Origin of the sequence: Chelatococcus sp. HY11 (assembly GCF_018398335.1) — a bacterium.
GTDB lineage: Bacteria > Pseudomonadota > Alphaproteobacteria > Rhizobiales > Beijerinckiaceae > Chelatococcus.
In genome coordinates this window covers 3,819,362-3,844,289 of record NZ_JAHBRX010000001.1, presented here as the reverse complement: position 1 = coordinate 3,844,289, position 24,928 = coordinate 3,819,362, and the positions used below count along the sequence as shown (strand labels likewise).

The 24,928-nt window shown below is 64.0% G+C and carries 20 protein-coding genes and 1 tRNA gene; 1 reads left to right on the top strand and 20 read right to left on the bottom strand.

From position 1 onward, the window contains the following. Nucleotides 1–35 precede the first annotated feature (35 nt). The 9 genes from KIO74_RS17470 to KIO74_RS17430 all read right to left on the bottom strand — a co-directional run bounded on the left by KIO74_RS17470 (nt 36) and on the right by KIO74_RS17430 (nt 8,883). On the bottom strand, nt 36–1,100 hold the full coding sequence (locus KIO74_RS17470) for an ABC transporter ATP-binding protein (RefSeq protein ID WP_213333052.1): 1,065 nt from the start codon (nt 1,098–1,100) through the stop codon (nt 36–38). Between the two features lie 44 nt (nt 1,101–1,144). Then, nucleotides 1,145–1,948, bottom strand: a complete 804-nt coding sequence (locus KIO74_RS17465) for an ABC transporter permease (protein WP_213333051.1) — start codon at nt 1,946–1,948, stop codon at nt 1,145–1,147. A 2-nt stretch (nt 1,949–1,950) separates the two neighbouring features. Further along, nucleotides 1,951–2,787 (bottom strand): ABC transporter permease, encoded by an 837-nt coding sequence (locus KIO74_RS17460; protein ID WP_213333050.1) that lies wholly within the window; start codon nt 2,785–2,787, stop codon nt 1,951–1,953. Between the two features lie 138 nt (nt 2,788–2,925). Then, nucleotides 2,926–4,029 (bottom strand): ABC transporter substrate-binding protein, encoded by a 1,104-nt coding sequence (locus KIO74_RS17455; RefSeq protein WP_213333049.1) that lies wholly within the window; start codon nt 4,027–4,029, stop codon nt 2,926–2,928. Nucleotides 4,030–4,065: 36 nt separating this feature from the next. Further along, nucleotides 4,066–5,031 carry a membrane dipeptidase gene (locus KIO74_RS17450; protein WP_213333048.1) on the bottom strand — a complete coding sequence of 322 codons (966 nt, stop codon included), beginning with the start codon at nt 5,029–5,031 and terminating at the stop codon, nt 4,066–4,068. A 3-nt stretch (nt 5,032–5,034) separates the two neighbouring features. Beyond that, nucleotides 5,035–5,787 (bottom strand): hypothetical protein, encoded by a 753-nt coding sequence (locus KIO74_RS17445; RefSeq protein WP_213333047.1) that lies wholly within the window; start codon nt 5,785–5,787, stop codon nt 5,035–5,037. After that, complete coding sequence (locus KIO74_RS17440; protein ID WP_213333046.1) at nt 5,784–7,514, bottom strand: hypothetical protein; 1,731 nt, start codon at nt 7,512–7,514, stop codon at nt 5,784–5,786. Before KIO74_RS17440 ends, KIO74_RS17445 begins: the two co-directional genes overlap by 4 nt. Next, nucleotides 7,511–8,236 (bottom strand): IclR family transcriptional regulator, encoded by a 726-nt coding sequence (locus tag KIO74_RS17435; RefSeq protein ID WP_213333045.1) that lies wholly within the window; start codon nt 8,234–8,236, stop codon nt 7,511–7,513. Before KIO74_RS17435 ends, KIO74_RS17440 begins: the two co-directional genes overlap by 4 nt. Before the next feature lie 571 nt (nt 8,237–8,807). Beyond that, nucleotides 8,808–8,883: transfer RNA gene (locus KIO74_RS17430), tRNA-Glu, on the bottom strand. Between the two features lie 164 nt (nt 8,884–9,047). Here KIO74_RS17430 and KIO74_RS17425 point away from each other — a divergent pair. After that, nucleotides 9,048–9,239, top strand: coding sequence for a YdcH family protein (locus KIO74_RS17425; protein WP_213333044.1), 192 nt, complete (start codon nt 9,048–9,050; stop codon nt 9,237–9,239). A 335-nt stretch (nt 9,240–9,574) separates the two neighbouring features. Here the strand turns inward: KIO74_RS17425 and KIO74_RS17420 are convergent, their stop codons facing one another. From KIO74_RS17420 to ptsP, 11 genes are all read right to left on the bottom strand, one after another. Next, complete coding sequence (locus KIO74_RS17420) at nt 9,575–10,600, bottom strand: alpha/beta hydrolase (RefSeq protein WP_249731039.1); 1,026 nt, start codon at nt 10,598–10,600, stop codon at nt 9,575–9,577. Nucleotides 10,601–10,687: 87 nt separating this feature from the next. Beyond that, entirely contained in the window at nt 10,688–12,085 is a 1,398-nt protein-coding gene (locus KIO74_RS17415; RefSeq protein ID WP_213335699.1) for an NAD(P)(+) transhydrogenase (Re/Si-specific) subunit beta, read from the bottom strand. 5 nt (nt 12,086–12,090) lie between these two features. Continuing rightward, nucleotides 12,091–12,540 (bottom strand): proton-translocating transhydrogenase family protein, encoded by a 450-nt coding sequence (locus KIO74_RS17410; protein ID WP_213333043.1) that lies wholly within the window; start codon nt 12,538–12,540, stop codon nt 12,091–12,093. Between the two features lie 77 nt (nt 12,541–12,617). After that, nucleotides 12,618–13,757 (bottom strand): Re/Si-specific NAD(P)(+) transhydrogenase subunit alpha, encoded by a 1,140-nt coding sequence (locus tag KIO74_RS17405; protein ID WP_213333042.1) that lies wholly within the window; start codon nt 13,755–13,757, stop codon nt 12,618–12,620. Between the two features lie 211 nt (nt 13,758–13,968). Then, nucleotides 13,969–14,124 carry an aa3-type cytochrome c oxidase subunit IV gene (locus KIO74_RS17400; protein WP_213321800.1) on the bottom strand — a complete coding sequence of 52 codons (156 nt, stop codon included), beginning with the start codon at nt 14,122–14,124 and terminating at the stop codon, nt 13,969–13,971. Between the two features lie 151 nt (nt 14,125–14,275). Beyond that, complete coding sequence (locus tag KIO74_RS17395; protein ID WP_213333041.1) at nt 14,276–15,655, bottom strand: ABC1 kinase family protein; 1,380 nt, start codon at nt 15,653–15,655, stop codon at nt 14,276–14,278. Nucleotides 15,656–15,782: 127 nt separating this feature from the next. Next, complete coding sequence (gene clpB, locus KIO74_RS17390) at nt 15,783–18,407, bottom strand: ATP-dependent chaperone ClpB (RefSeq protein ID WP_213333040.1); 2,625 nt, start codon at nt 18,405–18,407, stop codon at nt 15,783–15,785. A gap of 356 nt (nt 18,408–18,763) precedes the next feature. Continuing rightward, nucleotides 18,764–19,894, bottom strand: a complete 1,131-nt coding sequence (locus KIO74_RS17385) for a DUF4167 domain-containing protein (protein ID WP_249731358.1) — start codon at nt 19,892–19,894, stop codon at nt 18,764–18,766. A 431-nt stretch (nt 19,895–20,325) separates the two neighbouring features. After that, nucleotides 20,326–21,243 (bottom strand): peptide chain release factor N(5)-glutamine methyltransferase, encoded by a 918-nt coding sequence (gene prmC, locus KIO74_RS17380; protein ID WP_213333038.1) that lies wholly within the window; start codon nt 21,241–21,243, stop codon nt 20,326–20,328. Further along, nucleotides 21,240–22,328: a peptide chain release factor 1 gene (gene prfA, locus KIO74_RS17375; protein WP_502762079.1), complete on the bottom strand. Its 1,089-nt coding sequence runs from the start codon at nt 22,326–22,328 to the stop codon at nt 21,240–21,242. The genes prmC and prfA overlap by 4 nt, the downstream gene beginning before the upstream one ends. 66 nt (nt 22,329–22,394) lie before the next feature. After that, on the bottom strand, nt 22,395–24,662 hold the full coding sequence (gene ptsP, locus KIO74_RS17370) for a phosphoenolpyruvate--protein phosphotransferase (RefSeq protein ID WP_213333037.1): 2,268 nt from the start codon (nt 24,660–24,662) through the stop codon (nt 22,395–22,397). Nucleotides 24,663–24,928 lie beyond the last annotated feature (266 nt).

Sequence of the window (24,928 nt, the reverse complement as noted above, 5' to 3'; positions counted from 1 at the left end):
TCAGGATCCGCGGGGCTTGTCGTCTGCCCGGGTGGTCAGTTGCCCACCACCTGCACATTGGCCGGATTCCAGCGGATGCCATAATGCCCGCCCGCTTCATAGCCCGCGGCGACCCGGCTCGGCACCCGCACGCGCAGGGATTGCTCGCCCGCCTTGCCGATGAGAAGCAGACTGTCGCCATAGTTCACGACATCGGCCACCTGAAGGCGGTTGGCGGTCACGGAAGCCCCCTCCCCGTCCGCCACCACCTCGAAGATCTCCGGCCGCATGAGCAGCAGTGCCGGCGAGCCGGCAGGCAGGTCGGTGCCCGCCGTGGCGACCGGGCCGAAGCCGGGGACTTCGACGACGCCCCCCTTGCCGGTGGTGCCCTCGAGGAGATTGCTGTCGCCCACGAAGGATGCGACGAAGCGTGTGCGCGGCTTGAAATACACCTCAGTCGGGGTGCCGAGATGCTCGATACGGCCGGCATTGAACACGGCGATGCGGTCCGACATCGTCATCGCCTCGGTCTGGTCATGCGTCACATAGATCATGGTGACGCCGAGTTCCTTGTGGATGCGCTTCAGCTCCACCTGCATATGCTCGCGCAGATTCTTGTCGAGCGCGCCCAGGGGCTCGTCGAGCAGGATGAGGCCCGGCTCGAAGACGAGGGCGCGCGCCAGCGCGACACGCTGCTGCTGGCCACCAGAAAGCTCCGCGGGATATCGCTCCCCGAAAGTGCTCAGTCCCACCATGGCGAGCGCCTTGTCGACCCGCTGGCGCATCTCGTCTTTCGCCACATGGCGGATGCGCAGGGGATAGCCGACATTGCCGCGCACCGTCATATGCGGAAACAGCGCATAGTTCTGGAACACCATGCCGATGTTGCGGTCATAGGGCGGCACCTGCTCGATGGCGCGGCCGTCGAGCTTGATCTCCCCCGAGGTCGGCTGCTCGAAGCCGGCGATCATCATCAAGGTGGTTGTTTTCCCGGAACCGGATGGCCCGAGAAATGAAACGAATTCGCCCGCCTCGATCCGAAGATCGATATGGTCGACGGCATTGGTTCGCCGATCATAGGACTTGACGAGATCTGTCAGGATCAAGGAACGCGGCTGCATGAATTCTTCTCAGACGAATGAAACGACGATGAATGGTGGACTGACTACGATCGTGGGGAGACCGCGCGCTTGCCGCGCACCGCCCGCACGACGGCCGGCACAGCGACTGCGATGAGCACGGCGGTGAAAAGGACGGAGGACGCGGCCGACAGCACCGGGTCGGCCTGCATGAGGAACGAGTTGAACATCTGCCGGGGCAGCGTCGTGGTATCGCGACCGGAGATGAACAAGGCGATCACCGTCTCATCGAAGGAGTGGATGAAGACGAAGAGGCCGGCGACAAGGAACGCGGGCTTCAGCACCGGCAAGGTGATGAGCCGGAAGGTGGTCAGCGGCCGCGAGCCGAGATTGGCGGCGGCCCGCTCCAGATTGCGGTCGAAGGTCTTCAGCGCCGCCGTCAGGATGAGGATCGCCACCGGCATCGAGAGGCAGGTATGGGCGAGGATGAGGCCGGTGTAGCTCTGCACGAGCCGCAGCATGCCGAAATAGCTGTAATAGGCGAGCGCCATGACGATATGCGGCACGACGAGCGGCATCATCAGGGCGAGATTGAGCAACGCCTTGCCGCGGAAATCGTGACGCACGAGCGCGAAAGCCGCGGGCGCCGCGAGCACCAGCGTCAGCACCGTGGTGCCAAGCCCGATGACGATGGAATTGAACAAGGGCAGCGTCCAGTTCCGATCGGTGAAGAAGCGCTCGTAGTAGCCGAGCCAGTATCCCGGCGGCGGGAACTCGAGGGAGGGCGCCGTCGAGAACGACATGGGGATGACGACGAACATCGGTGCGGCAATGAAGAGTGCGATCAGCACCGCAAGCAGCTTCACCGGAAGGGTATTTTCCGAATACATCGCTATCTCCAGAGCTTGTCGAGGCCGAAGAAGCGGCTGTAGAGCGCGAACAGGCCGAGCGTCGCGACAAGAAGAACGATCGCCATCGCCGAAGCACCGCCGAAGTTCAGCATCTGCTCGATCTCGTCACCAATGCGCCCCGCGATCATCTTGTCGCGCGGGCTGCCGAGCAGGACCGGTGTGACATAGAAGCCAAGGCATGTGATGAAGACCAGCACCGAGCCATTGGCGATGCCCGGCAGACTGAGGGGCAGATAGATCGAGGTGAAAGCCTTGAGAGGCCTGGCGCCTAGTCCTGCGGCGGCGCGCATGTAGGTGCCATCGATACGCCGCATGACCGCGTAGAGGGTGAGGATCATGAACGGCATCAGGAGATGCGTCATGGCGAAGGTGGAGGCGAAGGTCGTGAACAGGATCTGCGGCGGCGGCGACCAGCCGAGCATGATGAGCGCCGCCGTGATCGGCCCCTTGACGCCGAGGATCACCATCCACGCATAGGTGCGGACCAGGAAGCTCGTCCAGAAACTTAAGGTGACGACCAGCAGCAGGATGGAACCAAGCGCCCCACCATAGCGCGCGGCCACATAGGCGACGGGATAGGCGAAGATAAGGGAGATGAGCGTGACGATCGCCGCTGTCTTGAACGTATTCAACAGGACGCCGACGTCGAAGGACGATGCGAAGAAAGCGGTATAGTTGCCGAACCCGGTATCCGGCTCAGTAAAGCTCATCCAGGCCACGTTGAAAAGCGGCACGAGAAAGAAGACAAGCAGAAAGAGCGCGGCTGGCAAATAAAGCACAGCCGGCCCTCTCAACAAGCGCGAGACGCTCGACCCCATAAACCTATTCCTCAAGCATCGCGTATACCGGGCAGGCAAAGCCCGCCGCGCCGCGGCAGGTGCCGCGCATTCCAAAATCCCGGCCGTCTTCAAGACGACCGGGACAAATCCAGATCCGTGGAACGGATGCGGAGGCCGTCAGCTCGCGATCCACTGGTCAAAACGCTTCGAGAACTCATCGATCTGCGGCAGCATTTTCGCAGGATCAAGCACGATCGAGTTCTTGAAGTTTTCGGGCCATGTCGGCAGCTGCTTGGCCTTATCTTCCGGAATAAACTTGAAAGCCTCTGGATTCATCGGGCCATAGTCATTCTTCACGGAGAACTTCGCAAGCGGTTCCGGCTGCACGGCGTAGTTCACGAAGCGCCAGGCGTTCTCGGAGCGCGGCGTGCCTCGGGCGACCGCCCAGTAGGCCACGTCGACCACGGCCTGATTCCAGCTCACCGTGATTGGGGCTTTCGCCTCGACAAGGCGCTGCACCTGCGTGTTCCACATGCCGATGGCATCGACCTCACCGTCGCGCAGCAACTGCTGGGATTGCGGCCCTTGCGACCACCACACGCGGATATAAGGCTTGATCCTGTCGAGCGACTTGAAGGCCCGGTCGAGATCCATCGGGAACAGCTTGTCGGGCGCGACACCATCGGCCAGGAGCGCGATGGGGATGACGCGGCCGGCATAGCGCTGCAGGCAGCGTGAGCCCGGGAATTTCTGGACGTCCCAAAAGTCGGCCCAGCTCTGCAGCCCAGGGGCGGGAAACTTCTCATTGCGGAAGGCCATGACATTGCCGAAGGCGTGCGAGGCCACGCCGTCGAGCACCACGGCGCCCGGCCACAGCTTCGCCGGATCGAGGATCGACTTTTCCGGTGCGGCGATCAGCTTGGCCTGATTGGCGCGCCCGAGTTCGGCGACCCCCAGCGTCGTGACGTCGAATTCGTAGACGCCGGTGCGCACCTGCGCCGCGAGCTTCGCGAAGGACACCGGCGCGACGGTGCGGATCTCGATGCCGGTATCGCGGGTGAACGGCGTAAACAGTGCTTCCTTCGCCGATTCCTCCCAGGCACCGCCCCATGTATTCACATAGAGCACCTTTTCGTCCGCCACCGCCCGGCGCACAGCCGGCATGGACAACGCCGCGCCCGCTGCAGCCGTTGCCAGGAACGAGCGGCGCGAAACCTTGGTTGCTGCAGTCGATACGGCCTGCTCAGGAGAGCAGACACCGCTGATATCTGACTTTGTCATTATTCTCTCCCCGTCTGTTCCAACAATTTCCGGATGTTATCCAAAAACCTCTTCATAGAGGCGCAGCCAGTTGCCCCCCATGATCTTGGCGATACCTTCCTCATCAAAGCCGACACGGCGCAAACCGCCCTCGACGCTGTTCAACGAGCCGATATTGACGAGCCAGTCCGGCTTCGCGACCTTGCCCGGGACGGCGGCCGAACCCGCGCCATACTGCACACCGCGCGTCCAGCGGCCCTTGCGCATCCAGTCCAGATGGTTCGGGCCTGTCTTGTGGCTGTAGTCGGTGCCGAGGCCGACATGGTCGATGCCGGCGATCTCGACGGTGCGCGCCACCATCTCGCACCAGGCATCCACGGTGACGCAGGCATCGGCGGGCGTGATATTGCGATAGGCAGCGCAACCGATGACGCCGCCTGTCTGCGACAAGGCCTTCAGGACCGGATCCGTCTTGTTCCGCTTGTGCGGAAACAATGAATCGGCATTGGCATGGGTGATCGCTACCGGCTTCTGCGAGTATTCGATGGCGTCGAGGGTTGTCTTGTCGCCCACATGCGAGCAATCAATGACGATGCCGGTGCGGTTCATCTCGCGCACGACCTCCCGGCCGAAGCGAGCAAGCCCGCTGTCTTGCTCCTCGTAGCAGCTGCCGCCGAGTTCGTTCTGGTTGTTGTAGGTGAGCTGGAGAACACGCACGCCGAGATCGGCGAACAGCTCGACATAGGCGATCCGGTCCTCGAGCAGGTTGGTGTTCTGGTAGCCGAGCAGGACGCCGACCTTGCCCTCGCGTTCGGCGGCGCGGATGTCGTCGGCCTTGCGCACGATCTTGATGAGATCGGGATATTCCCGCTCCCGGTCGCGCCAGCGGCCGAGCTCATCGAGGGATTCGAGCGTGCCCTCCCAGAAACCGAGGGTGGGCGTGACGCAGGTGAAGCCGCCCGCCTTCAGTTCCTCGAACACGTCCCGGTCGAAATTTCCGCATTGCAACGCGTCGATGAGCATGGTTCAGGCCCCTTGCTTGGCGATGGGCGTGGCTGAAGGCGTGTGCGGTGAGACGGCTGGACCGACAAGCAGGCTGAAATCCGTCTCGTCGTCGTCCTGACGGCCAACGATGCGTCCATCCTCCTCGACCCGGATGGGCCCGGCATGACGCCGCGACTCCACCGTATCAGCGGCAAGAGCCTCATTGGCGCGATGGAAGAGCCGCCACCAGAGGTCCTGGGCAACCGGCAGTCCCTCAAGCCGGATGCGCTGCAGCGGATCCAGCTCGTCGGCCGATGCGGGCCGCAGGACGATACGGATACCGGCCTCTCCTTCGCCATGGCTGAGTTCGGTCGTGAACCCGTGCTTGCGAGCGATAGCCGCCACAATCCCGAGTTCGCCCGGCTCCGCCACATTGAGGACGCGCGCCTCCGCCGTCTCCGGGCCCGGCGCTGCCGCGGCACGCGCTTCGGCGACAAGAAGGTCGACGACGGCCTCCGCCACCACCCAGGCGTGCTGGCCGGCGCCGTCGATCGTCAAGGGCGCCTCGCTCACCAGCCTGATAGCGGCGGGGGCCGCGCCGCGCAGCAGTTCCAGCTGGGCCGATACGACCGGAAAGCCGCCGAGCCCGAGGGCGGCCGAATAGAGGGCACAGTCGCGCAGCGAGGGGACCAAGCCTTCGTCGATACGGACGACCTGCATGAGGCGCTCCAGGACCATGCGGCTTTCCCGCAGGCTGGCGCGCATCGGTGTGGAGGGTGCGTTCGCTGAACTCACAATACGGGCTCCGAAGGATAGAACCAGAGATCATCAGCCGTGCCGGCGCGAAGATCCTCAGGCAGCGGCGCGCCGTGATAGAGAACGCCGCGCAGGTTGCGGTTGAGGAAGTCGCGGGTCTTGTCGATGCCGTGCAGGCCGACATTGAGCAGCCGCGTGATATGGGCGGGAACGAAATCCTCGCTCATGATGTCGGCGTAAGGCGAATGATAGAGCGAGCCGGCGAGCGCCTGGACACGCGTGACGATGGCCCGGTGCTGGGGATGGGCCATGAGGAAGCGCGCGGTGCTGAGGCGAGGGTCCTGCCGTGCGAGATCCGCCTCCAGCCGCACAATGAAGCGGGCAAGGTCGAGCCCGAGGTTCACCGCGTCCTCCGCCTCGCTGCGTGGCCCACGGCGCGGCTCTTCCGCCGTCGCGGACTTGTACCAGACGTAGCGGGACGAGGCCTCGGAGGTGAGACCCAGCGCGAAGGCCCAGGCATATTCCTCGCGCACGATCTCCAGCAGCCGGCTGACAGGCATCTCCGGCCGCCCGGTCAGTTCCTCGTCGAGCACGAGCGTCGCGGCCAAGCTGTTGGCGACATCGGGCACCAGCTCGATCAGGATGGAATGAAGCGTTTCCAGCGCTTCGGGAGCGATGCGGCCTTCAAGCCCCTCGCAGAGATCGCACAACGGCCGCTCGGGCAGGACTTCGCCGGCCCCGACGCGCGCCTGGAGACGGCAAAGGGCGTCGCGGACCACGACGAGGTCCTCGGCGATGACCTCGCTCGCCGTCAACGCCTCATATTCCGCACGGTCTTGCTGGCGGAAGACGATCGCCTTGTCGATGAGACCGAGCAGCAGGGCGAGTTCCCGGCCGTCGGGCGAGAGGGCCACGCTCTTGGCATGGGCCAGCGCCGTCTCGCGGATGCCGATCCAGCGATCGATCAGCCGGGGGTGGTTGTTGACGAACAGCATCAGCCCCAGCGCCGAGCCGTTGCCCACACCGAGGAAGCGGCGAAGCTCCGGCGCCAGCTCGGGCGCCGCCGGATTGGCGAGACGCGCGAGGTGATGCACGAGATCCTGCGCAAAGACCCGCATCATGTAGGCGCACAGCATCTGGGCGGAGAGTGACCAACGCAGCGGGTGGTCCTTCTCGTAAGTCAGGAAGGTCTTGGTGCCAAAGGTGCCGTTGCCGTCGAGGCCGGTGTTGCGCATGAGGTAGCAGCTCTGCGCGAGGGCCGCGACATCCGGCTGGCGGCCTTGCGCAAGAGCTTGCTGCGCCGTGTTGAAGAAACGGCCGCTGCGGTTCGAGCGGCACCAGATCAGCGTGCCGGGTGTCGCGCGGCCCTCATAGAGCTTGGGAAGCTCCCGTCCCGTGGTCTCGAAATCCTCGGCGGACATGTCGCCCTCGACGAGCGCGCCCATCATGTCCCAGGCGCGGCCGATGATTCGGCCCGTCCGCCCCTCCTTCGAGGGCGCGAAGGAATAGACCGGGAAGGAGAAGCGCCAGCCGCCGATGTCGATACGATAGTCGGCGACGCCGCGGCCGGTAGCATCGATGTCGAAGCGCCGGCGATGGATAGACCACTTCTGCCGCACGGCCTGGCTCATCAGCGCGCGGGAGGCGCTCAATCGCGACGGCTGGAACGCCGCCAGCTTTTCCGGCCGCATGATGCGCGCTGGCGCGCGCATCAAGGCAGCGATGTCGAACGCCGGGTCGGCCGGGCGTGTGTCTAGAGCCATCATTCGGCAGCCATTCCCATCAAGCGTGAATTGGCGCGTTCGGCGGCCGCGACGGCCGCGCGCGCGCATTTGTCCTTGTCGAAACCAGCCGTCGGCCCGGACACCGAAATGGCGCCGATGCAGTGGCCGCGGCTGTCGAAGATCGGGCTCGCCACAGCCGAGACCGTGCGCGGGCCTGAGAGAACGGACACGGAGTAGCCCTGCTCGCGCACCTCACGCATCACCTCCTCGGGAGGAAGATCCACCCCGAGCTCGGCGAGATGCGCCAGAATCTCTGGCTGCGCATAGGCGGCGAGGGCACGCCCAAGCGCCGTGCGCGCCAGTTCCAGACGCTTGCCGACCCGCAGGTCGGACCGCAGGATGCCCTTCGATTCCACGCGCTGGACGATGACGGCCTCGCCATCCTCGAGCACCGCGAGCGAAGCGGTTTCGCCGGTATCAACGACGATCTGCTGCAGCACATCCGCGAGCCGCGTCCCAAGGCTCGCCTGGTCGAGCGCGCGGTTGGCATAGGGCACGATGCGCAACGACAATCGATAGGTGCCCTCGTCGGTCGCTTCGATCCATCCCGCCTCGATCAGGGTCACCAGCCGCTGATAGACCGCGCCCCTCGCCTCTCCTGTCGCGCGACAGAAATCGACAAGCCGCAAGGGACGATCGGACCGCCCCGCCGCATCAAGAACGGCAAGCGTTTTCAAAACCGTGGAGAGAGAACGAACTGCCATGGGTGACTTTGATCGCGCTTCTGTTTGTCTTCTAATAGAAGACATATGCTTTACATAGAACTATATCAGCGCAGAATTTGATCCAGGTCAAGAACTGCATTGTCAGTGAACATCCGGCGCGGAGCCATGCAGTAATGATCAGGCCATAAATGCACGAACTTCAATTATGATCATTATAAAATTCAGAGAAACCTTCAAAATAAATAATGAATAAAATATTCAAGTTTATAACATTTCAAATGCTATGTTTAAGTCTAAATAAATAAATTTGAAATAGAAAATAATACAGGATTAATTCGCAAACTTCGGGATTATCGCGAATTTATATATGAAAACAACTAGACACTGGAACCCGGCGAAATCTATCTCGCCCAAGGAAAGGCCGCGATCGGCATGTCGATCGGGCGCCGCGATCGCGTGCAGCCTCTGCCGGTGTAAAAAAATTTCCGTGAGCCCGTATCAAAAGTTCGCATCATGGCGAACGGCCGAAAACGGCGCCGGCATCACAAAAATGGGGAGAAGAGGAAGAGGGAGGGGTCGTCGAGCGTCACCCGCTAAACCCTTGAAATACTGGCGCTCCCTAGGGGAATCGAACCCCTGTTTTCGCCGTGAGAGGGCGACGTCCTAGACCGCTAGACGAAGGGAGCGTTCAGTGACCGTCCCTATATAGGGCATCAGCGCACTATTCAAGGGGCTGCACGCCAAGAAGCGTCACAAAGATTTCGCAATGTGCGAGACCCGAGGCTCCACAGCCGCTGTCCGTTGTGTCACACTGCTGTCGTCACTGCTCTTAAGGAGAGGAGATAGTCCGATGTCTTTGCAGGCCCATATCATGGAGCTCAAGAGGCGGCATCAGGCCCTCGAGGAGGAGATACAATCGACACTCGCGAGCCCGTCTAATGCCAGCACACTCAAGGTGGCCGAGCTCAAACGCAAAAAACTCCAGCTCAAGGACGAGCTAGAGCAATTGCAGCATGGCATGGCGTCCAAGTCCTTACATTAGGAATGTCCTTAACATTAGGAAATCCTTAATTAGCTTCGCTTCCGAGCCGTCATGTCCCGCGCCGCAGCTTTGCGCGCAGATGGGATGATGGCTCCGGTCAGAGGAGGCCTCCCCCTCCTCCATATTTCGGGCACCGGACATACCAGCCGGTGCTCTTTTATTGTGAGGCGGTCGTCATCCCGCCCGCACGCGCCCTGCCCGCATTCGGAAAGCCACTGCCCCAGCGAGTGAGATTCGATTCGTCCTCGCCTATGGGGGACACCCACGGACAGGCCTGCCGCCGCGAAGCCTTATCCCCTGGTTTCCACAAAGAGCCGCGCTCGGCGCCCGGAATGTTACTTCTGGCCCTGAGGCGCCGGCTCCGGCGCGTCCAGGATTTCCCTGACAACGCGAGTCTGTGCCTCCGGCAGCGGCGTCGCGCCGTCGATATCCCGCAGGAACATGGTTATCTGGGGGATGGAGCCGTGGTCCGGCAGGTCCACATGTCCCCCGCCCACAAACGAGACCAGCCGCTTCGGCCCCGGCGCCAGGTTGAACAGCGCAACGCCTTGCGCGTAGGGGATGATGTGGTCCTGGAGCCCGTGCAGGATGAGGAGCGGGGCGCGTATCTTGCCGATCAGCTCATCCGACCGGAACGGGTCGCGCATCAGGAGCTTGACCGGCGCCCAGGGGTAGCGCGCCGCGCCGACCTCGGCGGTCGAGGTGTAGGGCGATTCCAGAATGACACCCTTGAGCGGGACTTCCGCCGCGAGACCCACGGCGACGCCGGTGCCGAGTGATTCGCCATAGGCAACCAGGCGCTCGGCGCCGAACCGTTCAGCGGCGGCTTTGTATGCGGCGCGCGCGTCCGCCCGCAGTCCTTCCTCGGACGGGCTGCCCGTAGAGCCGCCATAGCCGCGGTAGCTGACGATGAACAGGCCCTCGCCATCCTCGCTCAAGGCCTTGTAGCGGTCGAGCCGGCCGGGACGCGCGAGATTGCCGCTTTGCCCATGGAAATAAAGAAGGACGGGCTTGCCCTCCTGAGGAGGCAGAACCCAGGCGACCAGAGTTTCACCGTCCTCGGTGCTGATGGTCGTCTCAGCCAGCCCGGGGATACCCGCGACCACCGGATCCGTCCGCGCCGGATCAAGCGGGAAGAGATAATGCCGCTGCTGGCTGTAGAGGGCGCCGACCGCCGCGAGATAGGCCAGCGCGATCGCGCCGATGACGAGCGCCACAAGACGCCGCCAGTTGCGGCGGACACGCGGCGGCGCGTCCGGCGGGCGCTGCGGCAGGCCGGGGAAAGAGCCCTCCGGCGGTGGCGGCGGGAGATTGGGAGGCGGCGAAGGCGGCATCACCGGTGGATGCTGAGCGTCCGACAAGCGGCCTCCCTTCCGTATCGACCATGGCCCCGTCAAGGCAGGACCGGAAACACTGCTGCGGTCCCCGGTCCGGCGGAGCTCGGACGGTCACAGCGACTTGAGGATATTCTCCACCATCTTCTTGGCATCACCAAACAGCATCATGGTGTTGTCCTTGAAGAACAGCTCGTTCTCCACGCCCGCGTAGCCGGAACCCATGCCGCGCTTGATGAAGAGGACCGTCTTGGCCTTCTCGACGTCAAGGATCGGCATGCCGAAGATCGGCGAGGCGGGATCGGTCTTGGCGGCCGGATTGGTCACGTCATTCGCGCCGATGACAAAGGCGACATCGGCCTGCGCGAATTCCGAATTGATGTCCTCCAGCTCGAAGACCTCGTCATAGGGCACGTTGGCCTCGGCCAGAAGCACGTTCATATGGCCGGGCATGCGGCCAGCGACCGGGTGGATCGCATATTTGACCTCGACGCCCTCTTCCTTGAGCTTGTCGGCCATTTCACGCAGCGCATGCTGGGCCTGCGCCACCGCCATGCCGTAACCCGGCACGATGATGACTTTGGCGGCGTTCTTCATCAGGAAGGCAGCATCATCGGCCGAGCCCTGCTTGACCGGCCGCGTCTCGACGGCACCGCTGGTCGCGGCCGCGCTGTCACCACCGAAACCGCCAAGGATGACCGAGATGAACGAGCGGTTCATGCCCTTGCACATGATGTAGGACAGGATCGCGCCCGAAGAGCCGACGAGCGCACCGGTGATGATCAGCGCCAGATTGCCGAGCGTGAAGCCGATGCCGGCGGCCGCCCACCCCGAATAGGAGTTGAGCATGGACACGACGACCGGCATGTCGGCGCCGCCGATCGGGATGATCAGCGTGACGCCGAGCACGAAGGAGACCAGCGCGATCAGCCAGAAGACCACATGGCTCTCGGTGGCAACGAACACGGCGATCAAGACGACAAGAAGCGCGCCAAGGGCGATATTCAGGAGATGGCGCTGCGGCAGCATGATCGGCTTGCCGGACATGCGGCCATCAAGCTTCAGGAACGCGATGACCGAGCCCGTGAAGGTGACCGCGCCGATCGCCACGCCGAGCGACATCTCGACGAGGCTGCCGCCGTGGATCGTGCCGACTGCCCCGAGGCCGAAGGCTTCTGGGGCATAAAGTGCGCCTGCGGCGACGAACACCGCGGCAAGGCCGACGCCGGAGTGGAACGCAGCCACGAGCTGCGGCATCGCGGTCATGGGCACGCGTTTTGCCACGACCGCGCCGATGCCGCCACCAATGGCCATGCCCAGGATGATGATCAGCCAGCTCAGGATATCCGCCGGCGGATGGAACACGATGGTCGTGAGGATCGCGATCCCCATGCCGATCATGCCATAGAGATTGCCTTGGCGGGAGGTCGCCGGAGACGACAGGCCGCGCAAGGCCAGGATGAAGAGGACGCCGGCGACGAGATAGAGCAGCGCAGATAGATTGGCGGCCATGTCCATCAGCCCTTCTTCTTGTACATGGCGAGCATGCGCTGGGTCACCAGAAAGCCACCGAAGATATTGATGGAGGCGAGGATCAAGGCGATGAAGCCGAAGACTTTCGCCCACCAGGGCCCGGCGCCGAGCTCAGGCGCCACGGCGACGCCCACGGCAAGCAGAGCGCCCACCACGATCACCGACGAGATGGCGTTGGTGACCGACATCAATGGCGTATGCAGTGCCGGCGTGACCGACCAGACCACATAGTAGCCCACGAAGACCGCGAGCACGAAGATCGCCAGGCGGAAAACCGTCGGGTCGACCGCTCCGCCCGTGGCCGCATGGGCCACGTTGCCCACCATGTCAGCGGCGTAGTCGGCATAGGTCTGCGCTGCCTCGGCGGCCTGCCGGGCCGCGTCAGCTGCCGCACGGGCGCGTTCGAGCGCTTCCTCCGGCGTAAGATTGGCCATCGCTCGCACTCCCTCGTTTATACCGGTGTGGTTCTGTGGTCAGGGAAATCGGAGAAGAAGGGGCAGGTTCGTCGCCATCAGGCTTTCGGCAGGAAGGCCGGATGCACGATGGCGCCGTCCCGTGTCAGCGCCGTCGCTTTCACGAGTTCGTCGTCCCAGTTCACGGCCAGCGCCTTCGACGCCTTGTCGATCAGCGTCTCGGCGAAGGCATAGAGGTTCTTGGCATAGAGGCTCGATGCCGTCGCGGCGAGACGGCCCGGCACGTTGAGATGCCCGACGATCTTCACGCCGTTCGGCGTCACCACCACCTCGCCGGGAACCGCGCCCTCGACATTGCCGCCGCGCTCGACCGCGAGGTCGATGATCACCGAACCCGGCCGCATCGAGGCCACCATGGCGGCCGTGATCAGCTTCGGCGCGGGACGACCGGGGATCAGCGCCGTCGTGATGACGATGTCCTGCTTGGAAATGTGGCTCGCGGTGAGCTCGGCCTGCTTGGCCTGGTACTCGGCCGACATCTGCTTGGCATAGCCGCCGGCCGTCTCGGCCGCCTTGAACTCCTCGTCCTCGACCGCGATGAACTTGGCGCCGAGGGAGGCCACCTGCTCCTTCGCGGCGGGACGCACGTCGGTCGCGGAAACGACCGCGCCCAGACGTCGCGCCGTCGCGATGGCCTGGAGGCCGGCGACACCCGCGCCCATCACGAAGGCACGCGCGGCGGGAACGGTGCCGGCGGCCGTCATCATCATCGGCAAGGCCCGTCCATATTCGGCGGCCGCGTCGATGACCGCGCGGTAACCCGCGAGATTGGCCTGCGAGGACAGAACGTCCATCACCTGCGCGCGGGTAATGCGCGGCATGAATTCCATGGAAAATGCCGAGATGCCGGCATCCGCCCAGCTCCTCACGGCAGCATCGTCACCATAGGGATCGAGCACGGCGATCACGAGGGCGCCCCGCTTGATCAACGGGAGCTCGGTGACGCTCGGCCGCCGCACCTTCAGCACCACATCGGCGCCGCTCAAGGTCTCTTCCGATGTCGCCGCGATACGCGCGCCGGCTTCCGTATAGTCAGCATCGGTCAAGCCGGAGCGCAGGCCAGCCCCGCTCTGCACGACCACCTCGGCCCCGAGGCCCAGGAATTTCTTTACCGTCTCGGGCGTCGCGGCAACGCGCCCTTCATTCTGCTCGGTCTCGGCGGGGACGGCGATCAGCATCGTTGAACCACTCCAGAACGACGGTAACAGCTTGGACGGCGGCGAGAGATGGATAGTCGGCCATCAGGAACGTGCCGACGTCTCTCCCGGAAACAGCAAAGGCGCGTCACGACCTGTAGCCCATGGCTACCCCGAGCGATCCAACCACCACGTGCAGATCATCACATGAGGCAGGGATCCGGCCCTATCTGTCGATCAGCGAATTGCAAAATCAGAGGAGGAAGATCGCCATCAGAATGAGTATGGCGCAGACCGCGATGGTTCCCCATTTCGCCCCGACGACGAAGCCTTGATAGGTGCGCTCGTGCTCACCGTAGTCCATCGCCGGCGGCGCGTGGTGAGCTTTGGCTTCGGCGGCTTGGGCCATAATGTTCCCTCAGGCTGCTGTCACGTTTCCTGGATGGGGCTTTACCCCATGCCAATGCGCCTTGCAACGCCTTATCGTCATTCAGAAATTGCAGCGCGCCATTGGGAATCGCGATAGCTGCGGCGCGACCACGTGTCGTCTCCGGAACGCTTCAAGCCAGGCCGCTTTCCACCAACGCCCTCGCCTGCCGGTCCCGCACGACATTGAGATCAAAGCTTTCGATCTCGGCCTCGAACAGCCGGTGGAAATTCAATTCGGCCTTGAGATGCAGGAAAACCGCGCCAAGGCCAATCGCGGCGCGGTCCATGAAGACGAATTCGCGTGGTATGCGGACCGGGCCCTTCTCCTTCAGCGCCTGTTTGACGCGCCAGGCCTCGCGCCGGCCATATTCGCCCGGCGCCACGCCATCGGCGATCGTCCGCACGCGGTCGTCCAGCAACGGGCCATAGATGAAGCGCGCCCACATGTTCAGCACGCTGATGAGATCGCGCGTCAGCCCGCGGAAACCCCAGGTTTCATAAGCCTGCACCACGCGTTCCTCGTCCCCACCGAGGAGCCCGCGATAAAGATCCACTACGCCGCCGACGAAGGCTGGCGGGAAAATCCGGATGCATCCGTAGTCCAGGAGATTGATGCCTTGCGCGTTGTTGTCCGGACCGCCGCGGAAGACGGTATAGTTGCCGAGATGGGGATCGCCGTGGATGACGCCATAGTGGCTGAAAGGATGCCACCAGGCGCCGAACATCACGGTGGCCAGCCTGTTGCGGGTATCGAGCGAGGCATGCCGGAAATCCAGCAGCCGCTCGCCCTGCAGCCAGTCCAGCGTCAGGAGACGGCCGGTCGACAGATCCTCATGCACGCGCGGCACGCGCACATCAGGCACATCGGCCAGCATGAGGCGATAGAGCGCGGCATGCTTGGCCTCGCGGCGATAATCCAGCTCCTCGCGCAGGCGCGCGCCGATCTCGGTGGCGATCTCCCGTGTGTCGATGGAGGGATTGAAGCGGCGTTGCAGCTTCATGACGAGGCCAAGCTGCACCAGGTCCGCCTCGACCGCCGACTGCATGTCAGGGTACTGCAGCTTGCAGGCAAGCGCCGTGCCGTCATGCGCGGTGGCGCGATGCACCTGCCCGAGCGAAGCGGCCGCCGCCGGCCTCAGATCGAAGGATTGAAAGCGCGTGGCCCAATCCGGCCCGAGCTCGCTCATCATGCGCCGCTTCACGAAGGCAGCTCCCATGGGCGGGGCCTCCGCCTGCAACTTCTGCAGTTCGGTCGCATATTCCGGCGGCAAGGCATCGGGAATGGTGGAGAGAAGCTGGGCCACCTTCATCAGCGGCCCCTTGAGGCCACCGAGAGCGCGCATAAGCTCCCCGGCATTCTGCTCGCGATCCGTGGTCAATCCGAGCGCCCGGGCACCGGCAAGTTTGGCAGCGATGCCGCCCACATCGCGCCCGACCCGGGCATAACGCGCAGCCCGCGCCGAAAGGCGGTTTGCTTCCCGATCGGCTTTGGGGCTGTCGCTGTCCTGCATCAAGAGTTCTCCCGACGAACCCCTGAGAGATAAGCGCCGGGAGGCCAATTGTCAGGGCATGGTGACATATTCATACGCGTTATCCCCTTCCCGCATGCGGGAAGGGGGATTTGCGGGCAGCGAAGCCTCAGTTCAGCGAGACGCCCACGGGACGGCGTGTCTCCGCTGCCGGGAAGTCACCGATAATAAGCCCGCTGGGCCCGGCGACGATCGGCACGGTCTCACCGTCCTTGATCGATCCCGCGAGGATCAGCTCAGCCAGCGGATCCTGCACGTTCTTCTGGATCACTCGTTTCAGCGGGCGAGCGCCATAGGCCGGGTCATAGCCCTTGTCAGCAAGCCATTCACGGGCCGACTCGTCGAGCTCCAGCGTGATCTTGCGCTCCTCCAGGAGCTTGGCGAGCCGCTTGAGCTGGATATCGACGATAGCACCCATCTGCTCCTTCTTGAGCCTGTGGAACAGGATGATCTCGTCCACGCGGTTCAGGAATTCCGGTCGGAAGTGCGCCCGCACAACGCCCATCACCTCCTCGCGCACGGCCTCGGAATCCTCGCCGGCCTTCTGGTTGACGAGATATTCGGCGCCGAGATTCGACGTCATGATGATGAGCGTGTTGCGGAAGTCCACCGTCCGCCCCTGCCCGTCCGTCAGGCGCCCGTCATCAAGCACCTGCAGGAGAACGTTGAAGACGTCCGGATGAGCCTTCTCGACCTCGTCGAAGAGCACGACCTGATAAGGCCGGCGTCGCACGGCCTCCGTCAGGGCGCCACCTTCCTCGTAACCGACATAGCCGGGAGGCGCGCCGATCAGGCGGGCCACCGAGTGCTTCTCCATGTATTCCGACATGTCGAGGCGCACGAGGGCCGTCTCGTCGTCGAACAGGAAAGCCGCAAGCGCCTTGGTCAGCTCGGTCTTGCCGACGCCCGTCGGGCCGAGGAACATGAACGAGCCGATCGGCCGGTTCGGGTCCTGCAGCCCGGCGCGGGCGCGGCGCACCGCGGTGGACACGGCCTCGACCGCCTCCTCCTGGCCCACGACACGCTTGGCGAGCTGGTCCTCCATCTTGAGGAGCTTTTCCCTCTCGCCCTCCAGCATCTTGTCGACGGGCACGCCCGTCCAGCGGGAGACGACCTGGGCAATGTTGTCGGGCGTCACCGCCTCCTGCACCACGCCGCCCTGGCCGCTGCTCTCCTTTTCCTCGGTATCGGCCAGCTCTTTCTCCAGGCCCGGAATGATGCCGTAGGCGAGTTCGCCCGCACGCTGGTATTGGCCCTGACGCTGCGCGATGGCGAGCTCGTTGCGCGCCTCGTCGAGCTTCTTCTTGAGGTCCGCCGCCTTGCCGAGCTTGTCCTTCTCGGACTGCCACTTGGCCGTCAGGGCGGAAGATTGCTCCTCGAGGTCCGCCAGTTCCTTGTCCAGCCGCACGAGCCGATCCTTGGAAGCCGCGTCGGTCTCCTTCTTCAGAGCCTCGGATTCGATTTTCCGACGAACGATCTCACGATCGATCGAGTCGAGCTCCTCGGGCTTTGAATCGACCTGCATCCTCAGCCTGGCCGCGGCCTCATCTACAAGGTCAATCGCCTTGTCGGGCAGGAAGCGGTCGGTGATGTAGCGGTTAGACAGCGTCGCGGCGGCGACGAGCGCCGAATCCTGGATGCGCACGCCGTGGTGCTGCTCGTATTTCTCCTTGATGCCGCGCAAGATCGAGACGGTATCCTCAACCGTCGGCTCAGAGACGAAGACGGGCTGGAAACGCCGGGCGAGCGCCGCGTCCTTCTCGACATGCTTGCGATATTCGTCGAGCGTGGTCGCGCCGACGCAATGCAGCTCGCCCCGGGCGAGCGCCGGCTTCAGGAGGTTCGAGGCATCCATGGCCCCATCGGCCTTGCCGGCGCCGACGAGCGTATGCATCTCGTCGATGAACAGGATGATCCCGCCCTCGGCCGCCTGCACTTCCGACAGAACGCCCTTCAGGCGTTCCTCGAACTCGCCGCGGTATTTCGCGCCGGCGATCAGCGCGCCCATGTCAAGCGCCAGCAACTGCTTGTCCTTCAGGCTCTCCGGCACGTCGCCATCGACGATGCGCTTGGCGAGGCCCTCCACGATAGCCGTCTTACCGACGCCGGGCTCGCCGATGAGCACGGGATTGTTCTTCGTGCGACGCGACAGCACCTGGATGGTGCGACGGATCTCCTCGTCACGGCCGATGACCGGATCGATCTTGCCGTCGCGCGCCGCCTGCGTGAGGTCCCGCGCATATTTCTTGAGCGCGTCATAGGCATTCTCCGCTGACGCGTTGTCGGCCGTCCGGCCCTTACGGAGCGCATTGATCGCCGCGTTCAGGCTCTGCGCGGTAACGCCGGCCTCAGCCAAAGCCTTGCCAGCCTCGCTGTCCTTCTCGACGGCGAGCGCAAGCAGCAGCCGCTCGACCGTGACGAAGCTGTCGCCCGCCTTGTCGGCCGCCTTCTCGGCTTGATCGAAAACTCGCGCCAGCGCCGGCGACAGGTAGATCTGCCCCGAGCCGCCCTGCACCTTCGGCAGCTTGGCGAGCGCCTGTTCGACGGCGCTCAAGGCCAGCCGCGACTGACCGCCCGCCCTGTCGATGAGGCCTGCCGCAAGCCCTTCGGAATCATCCAACAGCACCTTGAGGAGGTGCTCCGGCGTGAATTGCTGATGTCCCTCTCTCAGTGCAAGCGCCTGAGCGGACTGAAGAAAACCTTTTGCCCGGTCGGTGTACTTATCAATATTCATGTCCTGCTCCCGCTCCGGCAGCGGCGCCCCCGAGAGGCACGCCGAGACCCGCGAAGGATTGCCCCGCGGGTTGAGCCGCGCCAGGCACCGCCCCCATCGGCGGGGTCGGCGAAGCTGATGTAGTGTTGTAAATCAGTAACACAAGTGGCCACCCCCGCCCGATGACCGGATATTTGCGACGATGCCGCAACAATCCCGGCGGCATCGGCCGGAGCCGGATTGGGCGGGTGACCTCGTAAGAGCCAAGCACCACTATGCCGCCTTGGCAATCAAAAGTTCCAGACAATAAAAAAGGAGGGCTCAAGGCCCTCCTTCGTCATCATTCCGGTCTGTAAAGCCGAGCCGCGCGCAGCTTATCAATCGCCCAGCGGCAGCACACTCTCGTCGCTGTCGGCATCTTCTTCCGCCGCGGCACGGCGCTTCGGGCGCCCGCGCGTCGCCCGCGGAGCGGGTGTGGCCGGCGCTTCAGGCGCCACTGTCGCCACCTTGCGGGTGCGGCGCGCGCGCGGAGCAGGCGCCTCGGCTTCTTCGGCGGCGGCCGGGGTCTCGGCCCGAGCCTCGACCTTCGCCGCGGTCTCCTTGGGAGCAGTCTCCTTGGGAGCGGTGGTCTTCGCGGCAGCGCGACCACGGGGCCGCTCGACCGGTGCGGGAGCTTCGACGACCTCCGGCGTTTCATCAACCGCTTCCGGCGACTGCCGCAGAGGCGCCGTCAGAAAGGCGGGCAGCACACCCTGCGCATTTGCGCCCGTCTCGCCCGGCTGGGCATCATCGTTGCGGCGCGGACCACGGAACCGCTCGCGACGGTCCTGGCGATCCCCACGCTCCTGACGATCGTTGCGCTCTTGACGCTCACCCCTATCCTGGCGCTCACCACGATCCTGGCGCTCGCCGCGATCCTGGCGCTCGCCGCGAGCCTGCCGGTCGCCGCGATCCTGACGCTCGGTACGCTCGTAACGATCGCCCCTGTCCTGACGCTCACCCCTATCCTGACGATCGTTGCGATCCTGGCGTTCACCACGGTCCTGGCGTTCACCACGGTCCTGACGTTCGCCACGGTCTTGACGTTCGCCACGGTCCTGGCGGTCATTACGGTCTTGGCGTGCTTGATAAGGCTGCGCTGGCGCATAGGGCTGCTCGTCATAAGCAGGCTGCGGCGCTCCATAGTCCGAAGGCTGCTGCGAGCCGTAGCCGTAACCGCCCTCTTCAGCGCCCTCGCCCTCGTCGCGCTCATCGTCATAGGCGCGGGGAAAGGTGCCATAGGTCTGCTGAAACTGAGCCTGCGCGGCGGCGATGAGCCGGTAATAGTGTTCGGCGTGCTGCAGGTAGTTCTCGGCCGATACGGGATCACCGGAGGCCTGTGCATCACGCGACAACTGCGCATATTTTTCGGCGATATGCTGGGCTGTGCCCCTGATCTTCACATCCGGTCCGTTGGACTCGTATGTCCGTGTCAAAGGATTGGGGCCCTTCCGATTCCGGCCCCGCATGCGCCTGTTTTGACCTGGTCTCATCGACTGTCTCTGGATATGGATAAAAAAACCACGCGCGGCAAACGCCCGCGTTCAAACGCGCCAGCCGCCAGTGGCGGAGAATGCGCGCTTATTCAGTCAGCGCCGTAGCTGAAACCCCCGAAGGTCCAGTCAGCCACCCTTGTGTTCATATTGCGGATGCCGATCCCAAGGTGATACGACAAGGCCTCACCAGCAGCGAATTATTCGACCCGAGGTCTGCGCGCAACATCAAAGCTGCCCGCCATCCACTGCACCGGAGATTCTGATTCGCACTTCTCGCGGAGGTCTACTCCTTGCGGATCCGATAGGATCGCATGACCCTTTATCTTTTGCCGCTAAGCGCAATTCCTAAAAGCCACACTAACGTCTTTACCCTATTCAGCCAAGCCATTTTTGCAAGATCACCCTCATGGTGATCGGTGCATATCGCCCGTATCGCGATCGGGTGTTGCGTGAATGACACGCTCGATTCCCGCGAGATCTGGTATCGCGACCCAATTGACGAGACCATATCGGCCAAACAGACGGCCCACATCGCCCGCCTGTCCCGCCCCAACCTCGACGAGGCAGTGTCCGTCCCGACGCAGCAAGCGCTCCGCTTCGGCAGCGACGCGCCAATAAGCCGCAAGTCCATCCGGCCCGCCATCGAGGGCAAGCCGGGGGTCATGGAGCCTCACATCGGGGGCAAGGCACTCGATGTCAGCCGTCTCGATATAGGGGGGATTCGAGACGATAAAATCGAAGGGCGCCGCCACGGCCGAGGCCCAGTCCCCGGCGAGGAACGCGGCGCGCGCGCCCACCCCGTTCATCGCGGCGTTTTGGCGCGCCACGCGCGCGGCGTCCGGTGAAAGGTCGATGCCGACGCCCGTGGCGGCCGGCAGCTCACTCAAAAGGGCGGTCAGAATGCAGCCCGAGCCGGTGCCGAGGTCGAGAATGCGCAGCCGGCTGTCGGCTCTGCCCTCCTCGCGAACGACCTTAAGGGCGGCCTCCACCAGTGTTTCGGTATCAGGACGCGGCACCAGCGTCGCCCCTGACAGCGCAAAAGGCAGTCCCCAGAACTCCTGCATGCCGCAGATGCGGGCGACAGGTTCGAATTTGAGCCGCCGCGCGACCATCCCTGCAAGCAGGGGAGCGACTGGTCCGATCGTCACGTCCGGCTTCGTCGAGAGATCAAGAGCGGTGATCTCCAGCGCCTTGCATAGCAGCACACGCGCATCCAGCGCCGGCGTATCGAGACCCGCGGTGGAAAAGGCGTCGGCCATCAGACGCCGTGCCTCCCCGCGCGTCGTGGCGGGGGTTATCCAGTTGCTGGCGGGCGGCGTCATTCTCCCTCGGCGAGCAAGGCCGCCTGATGCGCCGCGGTCAGGGCATCGACGACCTCGTCCATAGCCGTCCCCATCATCATCTCGTCAAGTTTGTAGAGCGTAAGGCCGATGCGGTGATCCGTAACCCGCCCCTGCGGGAAATTATAGGTACGGATACGCTCCGAACGGTCACCGGAGCCAACTTGTGACCGCCGGTCCGCGGCGCGGGCGGCGTCCTTCTGCTGACGCTGGATGTCGTAAAGCCGGGAGCGCAGTACCCCCATGGCCTTGGCGCGGTTGCGATGCTGGGAGCGCTCGTCCTGCACCACGACCGCAATTCCTGTCGGGATATGGGTGATGCGCACGGCCGATTCCGTCTTGTTGACGTGCTGGCCGCCAGCGCCCTGTGCCCGCATGGTATCGATCTTGAGGTCGCTTTCATCGATGGCGATGTCAACGTCCTCGGCCTCCGGCAGCACAGCTACCGTCGCTGCCGAGGTATGAATGCGCCCCGAGGCCTCCGTGTCCGGCACCCGCTGGACCCGATGGGCACCGGATTCGAACTTGAGGCGCGCAAAAACGCCCCTTCCCCGAATTTCAGCGATGACTTCCTTGTAGCCACCGACGGTTCCCTCGCTTTCGGAGAGAATCTCGACCTTCCAGCCCTTCAGGTCGGCATAGCGGGAGTACATACGGAAGAGATCACCCGCGAACAGCGCGGCCTCGTCACCACCTGTGCCGGCGCGCACCTCGAGTATGGCGCTTTTCTCATCCGCCTCGTCCTTGGGGATGAGAAGCAGGCGCAAGGCGAGCGCGGCCGCCTCCGCTGCGGCGTCCGCATCCGCCTGCTCCTCTGCGGCAAGGGTCCTCATGTCCGCATCCGTGGTGGGATCGTTCAGAAGGGCCTCGATATCCTCGGCATTGCGGGCGGCCGCCTGAAAATCACGGATCGCGGCAACGACCGGGTCGAGCTCCGACAATTCCCGTGACAAGGCGACGAAGTCATCAGCATCCCCGCCCGCCGCGAGCGTGGCCGTGAGAATATCGTGCCGCTGCAGGATCGCCGCGAGCTTGTCCTGGGGAACCATGGTGCTGGACTGGGTCATGAGGAAGGGCACATAAGTGCGACGCGGCCTTTATGCCAGTGGTTTTTCGCGGCCAGTCCGGTGGATTCACTGCACAGGCAAGCCGTGCGCGGCCGCGAAGGCGGCAAGCGCTGGCCGAAGGCTGCCCTTCTCACTGGCTCCAAGCAGCGTGGTCATGGTGTTTGCCAGTTCGGATACGTTCAATTCCAGCAGCATCGCCTTCACGGGACCGACGGAAGCCGGCGTCATCGAAAAAGCGCGATAACCAATGCCGATCAGGGCCATAGCCTCAAGCGGACGCCCCCCGACCTCCCCGCAGAGCGTCACCGGACAGTTGTGACGGCCCGCGGTCTCCGCGATCGACCGCAGCGCCCGTAAAGCCGGAGCGCTTAGCGGATCGAAACGATCCGAAACCTGCTTGTTGTCGCGGTCCGCCGCGAAAAGAAACTGCAGGAGGTCGTTCGATCCAACCGACAGGAAATCCGCGTGGCTCGCGATCTCGTCGAGCTGGAAGAGGAGCGACGGCACCTCGACCATCACGCCGAGCGAAACCGATTCGGGCTCGGGATGGCCATATTTCCGGAGATAGGCCTGCTCGCGGCCCACCATCGATTTGGCGCGCAGGAATTCCTCGACCGTCGCGACCATCGGAAACATGATCTTCAGATGATAGCCTGAGCCCGCCTTGAGCAGCGCCCGCAACTGCGAGCGCAAGAGGCCCGGCCGATCAAGCCCGATACGGATGGCCCGCCAGCCGAGCGCCGGATTTTCTTCCTCGGCGGCCTGCATATAGGGCAAAACCTTATCGCCGCCGATATCGAGCGTACGGAATGTAACCGGCGTGCCGCCGGCCTCGACCAACACCTGACGATAGAGCGTCTGCTGGTCGCTGGTGGAGGGCATGCGCTCCGAAACCATGAACTGCAGCTCGGTGCGAAACAGGCCGATGCCCGTCGCGCCCGTCTCGACGATATTGGGCAGATCGACGAGCAGGCCCGCGTTGAGTTGCAGAGTGATGGTCGTCCCATCCCTGGTGATCGCTGGAATGCCGCGCAGGCTGCGATACTGCTCCTGCCGCCGCGCGCGCAGCCTCGCCTTCTCGGCATAGGCCGCCTCGATATCGGGCGCGGGCCTGATCTGGACATCACCGGCGCCGCCATCGACGATGATGGCGTCACCGGCCTCGACAAGTCCGGCTATGCCTTCGACGCGGCTGACGGCCGGGATCCCGAGCGCCCGCGCCACGATGGCGATGTGGCTCGAAGGCCCCCCCTCCTCCAGCACCAGGCCGCGCAAACGGGACCGGTCGTAATCCAGCAGCGCCGCCGGCCCCATCGAACGCGCGACGAGTATGGCGTTTTCCGGCAGATCCTCGCGCGTCGCGCCGCGCTTAGCCCCGGCCAGGACATGCAGCAGGCGGTCGGCCAGATCCTCGAGGTCGTGCAGACGCTCGCGCAGATAGGGATCCGTTTGCCGCAGGATCTTCGCGCGCGTGTCCGACTGGATGCGCTCGACGGCGGCCTCGGCGGTGAGGCCAGTGGTCACGGCCTCCCGGATGCGACGGATCCAGCCCTTGTCATTGGCGAACATGCGCACGGTCTCGAGCACGTCGCGATGCTCGCCGTGATGAGCCACGTCGCCGCGTTCCAGCAGGCGATCGATATCGGCCCGCATCACCGCGATCGCGTCCTCGAGGCGTTTCACCTCGCCTTCGACATTCTCGGCGATGAGATCCTTCACTACCACGCGTGGCTCATGCAGCACGACATGGCCGAGACCGACACCATCGGCCAGGGCGACACCGCGCTGATGGAAGGAGCGGCGGATGGCGATGTCCGCGCCGGGACGAGCCAGTGCCTGCAGCTCGCCGGAGGCGATCATCTCGGCGATGATCATCGCCGTGATCTGCAGCGCCTCGATCTCCTCCTCGTGATAGACCCGATGCGTCTTGTTCTGTACCACGAGCACGCCGAGCGTGTTGCCAGCACGCAGGATCGGCACACCGAGGAAGGCGTGGTAGATCTCTTCACCCGTCTCGGGCTTGTAGGAATAAGCGGGATGGACCTGCGCGTCCGGCAGGGCCAGCGGTTCAGCCTCCCGCGCGATGAGGCCGACGAGGCCCTCGCCCGAACTCATCGTGGTGAGATGGACGGCTTCGCGCTTCAGACCCTCGGTCGCATAGAGCTCGAGCGTTCCGTCCGTGCGCATGACATAGACGGAACAGACCTCCGCGACCATGTTGGCCGCGATCAAAACGACGATGCGGTCGAGCCTGTCCTGCGCGCTGACCGGCTCCGCCATGACCTCGCGGAGACGACGCAACAGGACTCGCGGGCCACCAAGAGCGCCTCGCATCAACCTGTTCCCGTTGAACGTCCCGCACGAAGCGGGTCAGCTAACGGCCAACCGCGCCGGCGAAACCGCTCCGCCGGTACGTGGCGCGCCAATAGACCGTTGGTATAGCCAACGAATTCGCGCTACCGCAACCCATGGTGCGCATATTAACGCATCACTGTCGCATGAAGCATTGCATCAAACGACAAAAGCCCATCATCGTCGGGCCGAAACCACCTGGTCGCCTTTAGGAAAAGCTAGACGAGCAGGCCGTCAAAGATACCCGA

What these genes read in the sequence shown, in the direction of transcription:
- KIO74_RS17470 (WP_213333052.1), bottom strand. Translation starts at nt 1,100, where the DNA reads ATGCAGCCGCGTTCCTTGATCCTGACAGATCTCGTCAAGTCCTATGAT.
- KIO74_RS17465 (WP_213333051.1), bottom strand. Translation starts at nt 1,948, where the DNA reads ATGTATTCGGAAAATACCCTTCCGGTGAAGCTGCTTGCGGTGCTGATC.
- KIO74_RS17460 (WP_213333050.1), bottom strand. Translation starts at nt 2,787, where the DNA reads ATGGGGTCGAGCGTCTCGCGCTTGTTGAGAGGGCCGGCTGTGCTTTAT.
- KIO74_RS17455 (WP_213333049.1), bottom strand. Translation starts at nt 4,029, where the DNA reads ATGACAAAGTCAGATATCAGCGGTGTCTGCTCTCCTGAGCAGGCCGTA.
- KIO74_RS17450 (WP_213333048.1), bottom strand. Translation starts at nt 5,031, where the DNA reads ATGCTCATCGACGCGTTGCAATGCGGAAATTTCGACCGGGACGTGTTC.
- KIO74_RS17440 (WP_213333046.1), bottom strand. Translation starts at nt 7,514, where the DNA reads ATGATGGCTCTAGACACACGCCCGGCCGACCCGGCGTTCGACATCGCT.
- KIO74_RS17435 (WP_213333045.1), bottom strand. Translation starts at nt 8,236, where the DNA reads ATGGCAGTTCGTTCTCTCTCCACGGTTTTGAAAACGCTTGCCGTTCTT.
- KIO74_RS17425 (WP_213333044.1), top strand. Translation starts at nt 9,048, where the DNA reads ATGTCTTTGCAGGCCCATATCATGGAGCTCAAGAGGCGGCATCAGGCC.
- KIO74_RS17415 (WP_213335699.1), bottom strand. Translation starts at nt 12,085, where the DNA reads ATGGCCGCCAATCTATCTGCGCTGCTCTATCTCGTCGCCGGCGTCCTC.
- KIO74_RS17410 (WP_213333043.1), bottom strand. Translation starts at nt 12,540, where the DNA reads ATGGCCAATCTTACGCCGGAGGAAGCGCTCGAACGCGCCCGTGCGGCA.
- KIO74_RS17405 (WP_213333042.1), bottom strand. Translation starts at nt 13,757, where the DNA reads ATGCTGATCGCCGTCCCCGCCGAGACCGAGCAGAATGAAGGGCGCGTT.
- KIO74_RS17400 (WP_213321800.1), bottom strand. Translation starts at nt 14,124, where the DNA reads ATGGCCCAAGCCGCCGAAGCCAAAGCTCACCACGCGCCGCCGGCGATG.
- KIO74_RS17395 (WP_213333041.1), bottom strand. Translation starts at nt 15,655, where the DNA reads ATGCAGGACAGCGACAGCCCCAAAGCCGATCGGGAAGCAAACCGCCTT.
- clpB (WP_213333040.1), bottom strand. Translation starts at nt 18,407, where the DNA reads ATGAATATTGATAAGTACACCGACCGGGCAAAAGGTTTTCTTCAGTCC.
- KIO74_RS17385 (WP_249731358.1), bottom strand. Translation starts at nt 19,894, where the DNA reads ATGCGGGGCCGGAATCGGAAGGGCCCCAATCCTTTGACACGGACATAC.
- prmC (WP_213333038.1), bottom strand. Translation starts at nt 21,243, where the DNA reads ATGACGCCGCCCGCCAGCAACTGGATAACCCCCGCCACGACGCGCGGG.
- prfA (WP_502762079.1), bottom strand. Translation starts at nt 22,328, where the DNA reads ATGACCCAGTCCAGCACCATGGTTCCCCAGGACAAGCTCGCGGCGATC.
- ptsP (WP_213333037.1), bottom strand. Translation starts at nt 24,662, where the DNA reads ATGCGAGGCGCTCTTGGTGGCCCGCGAGTCCTGTTGCGTCGTCTCCGC.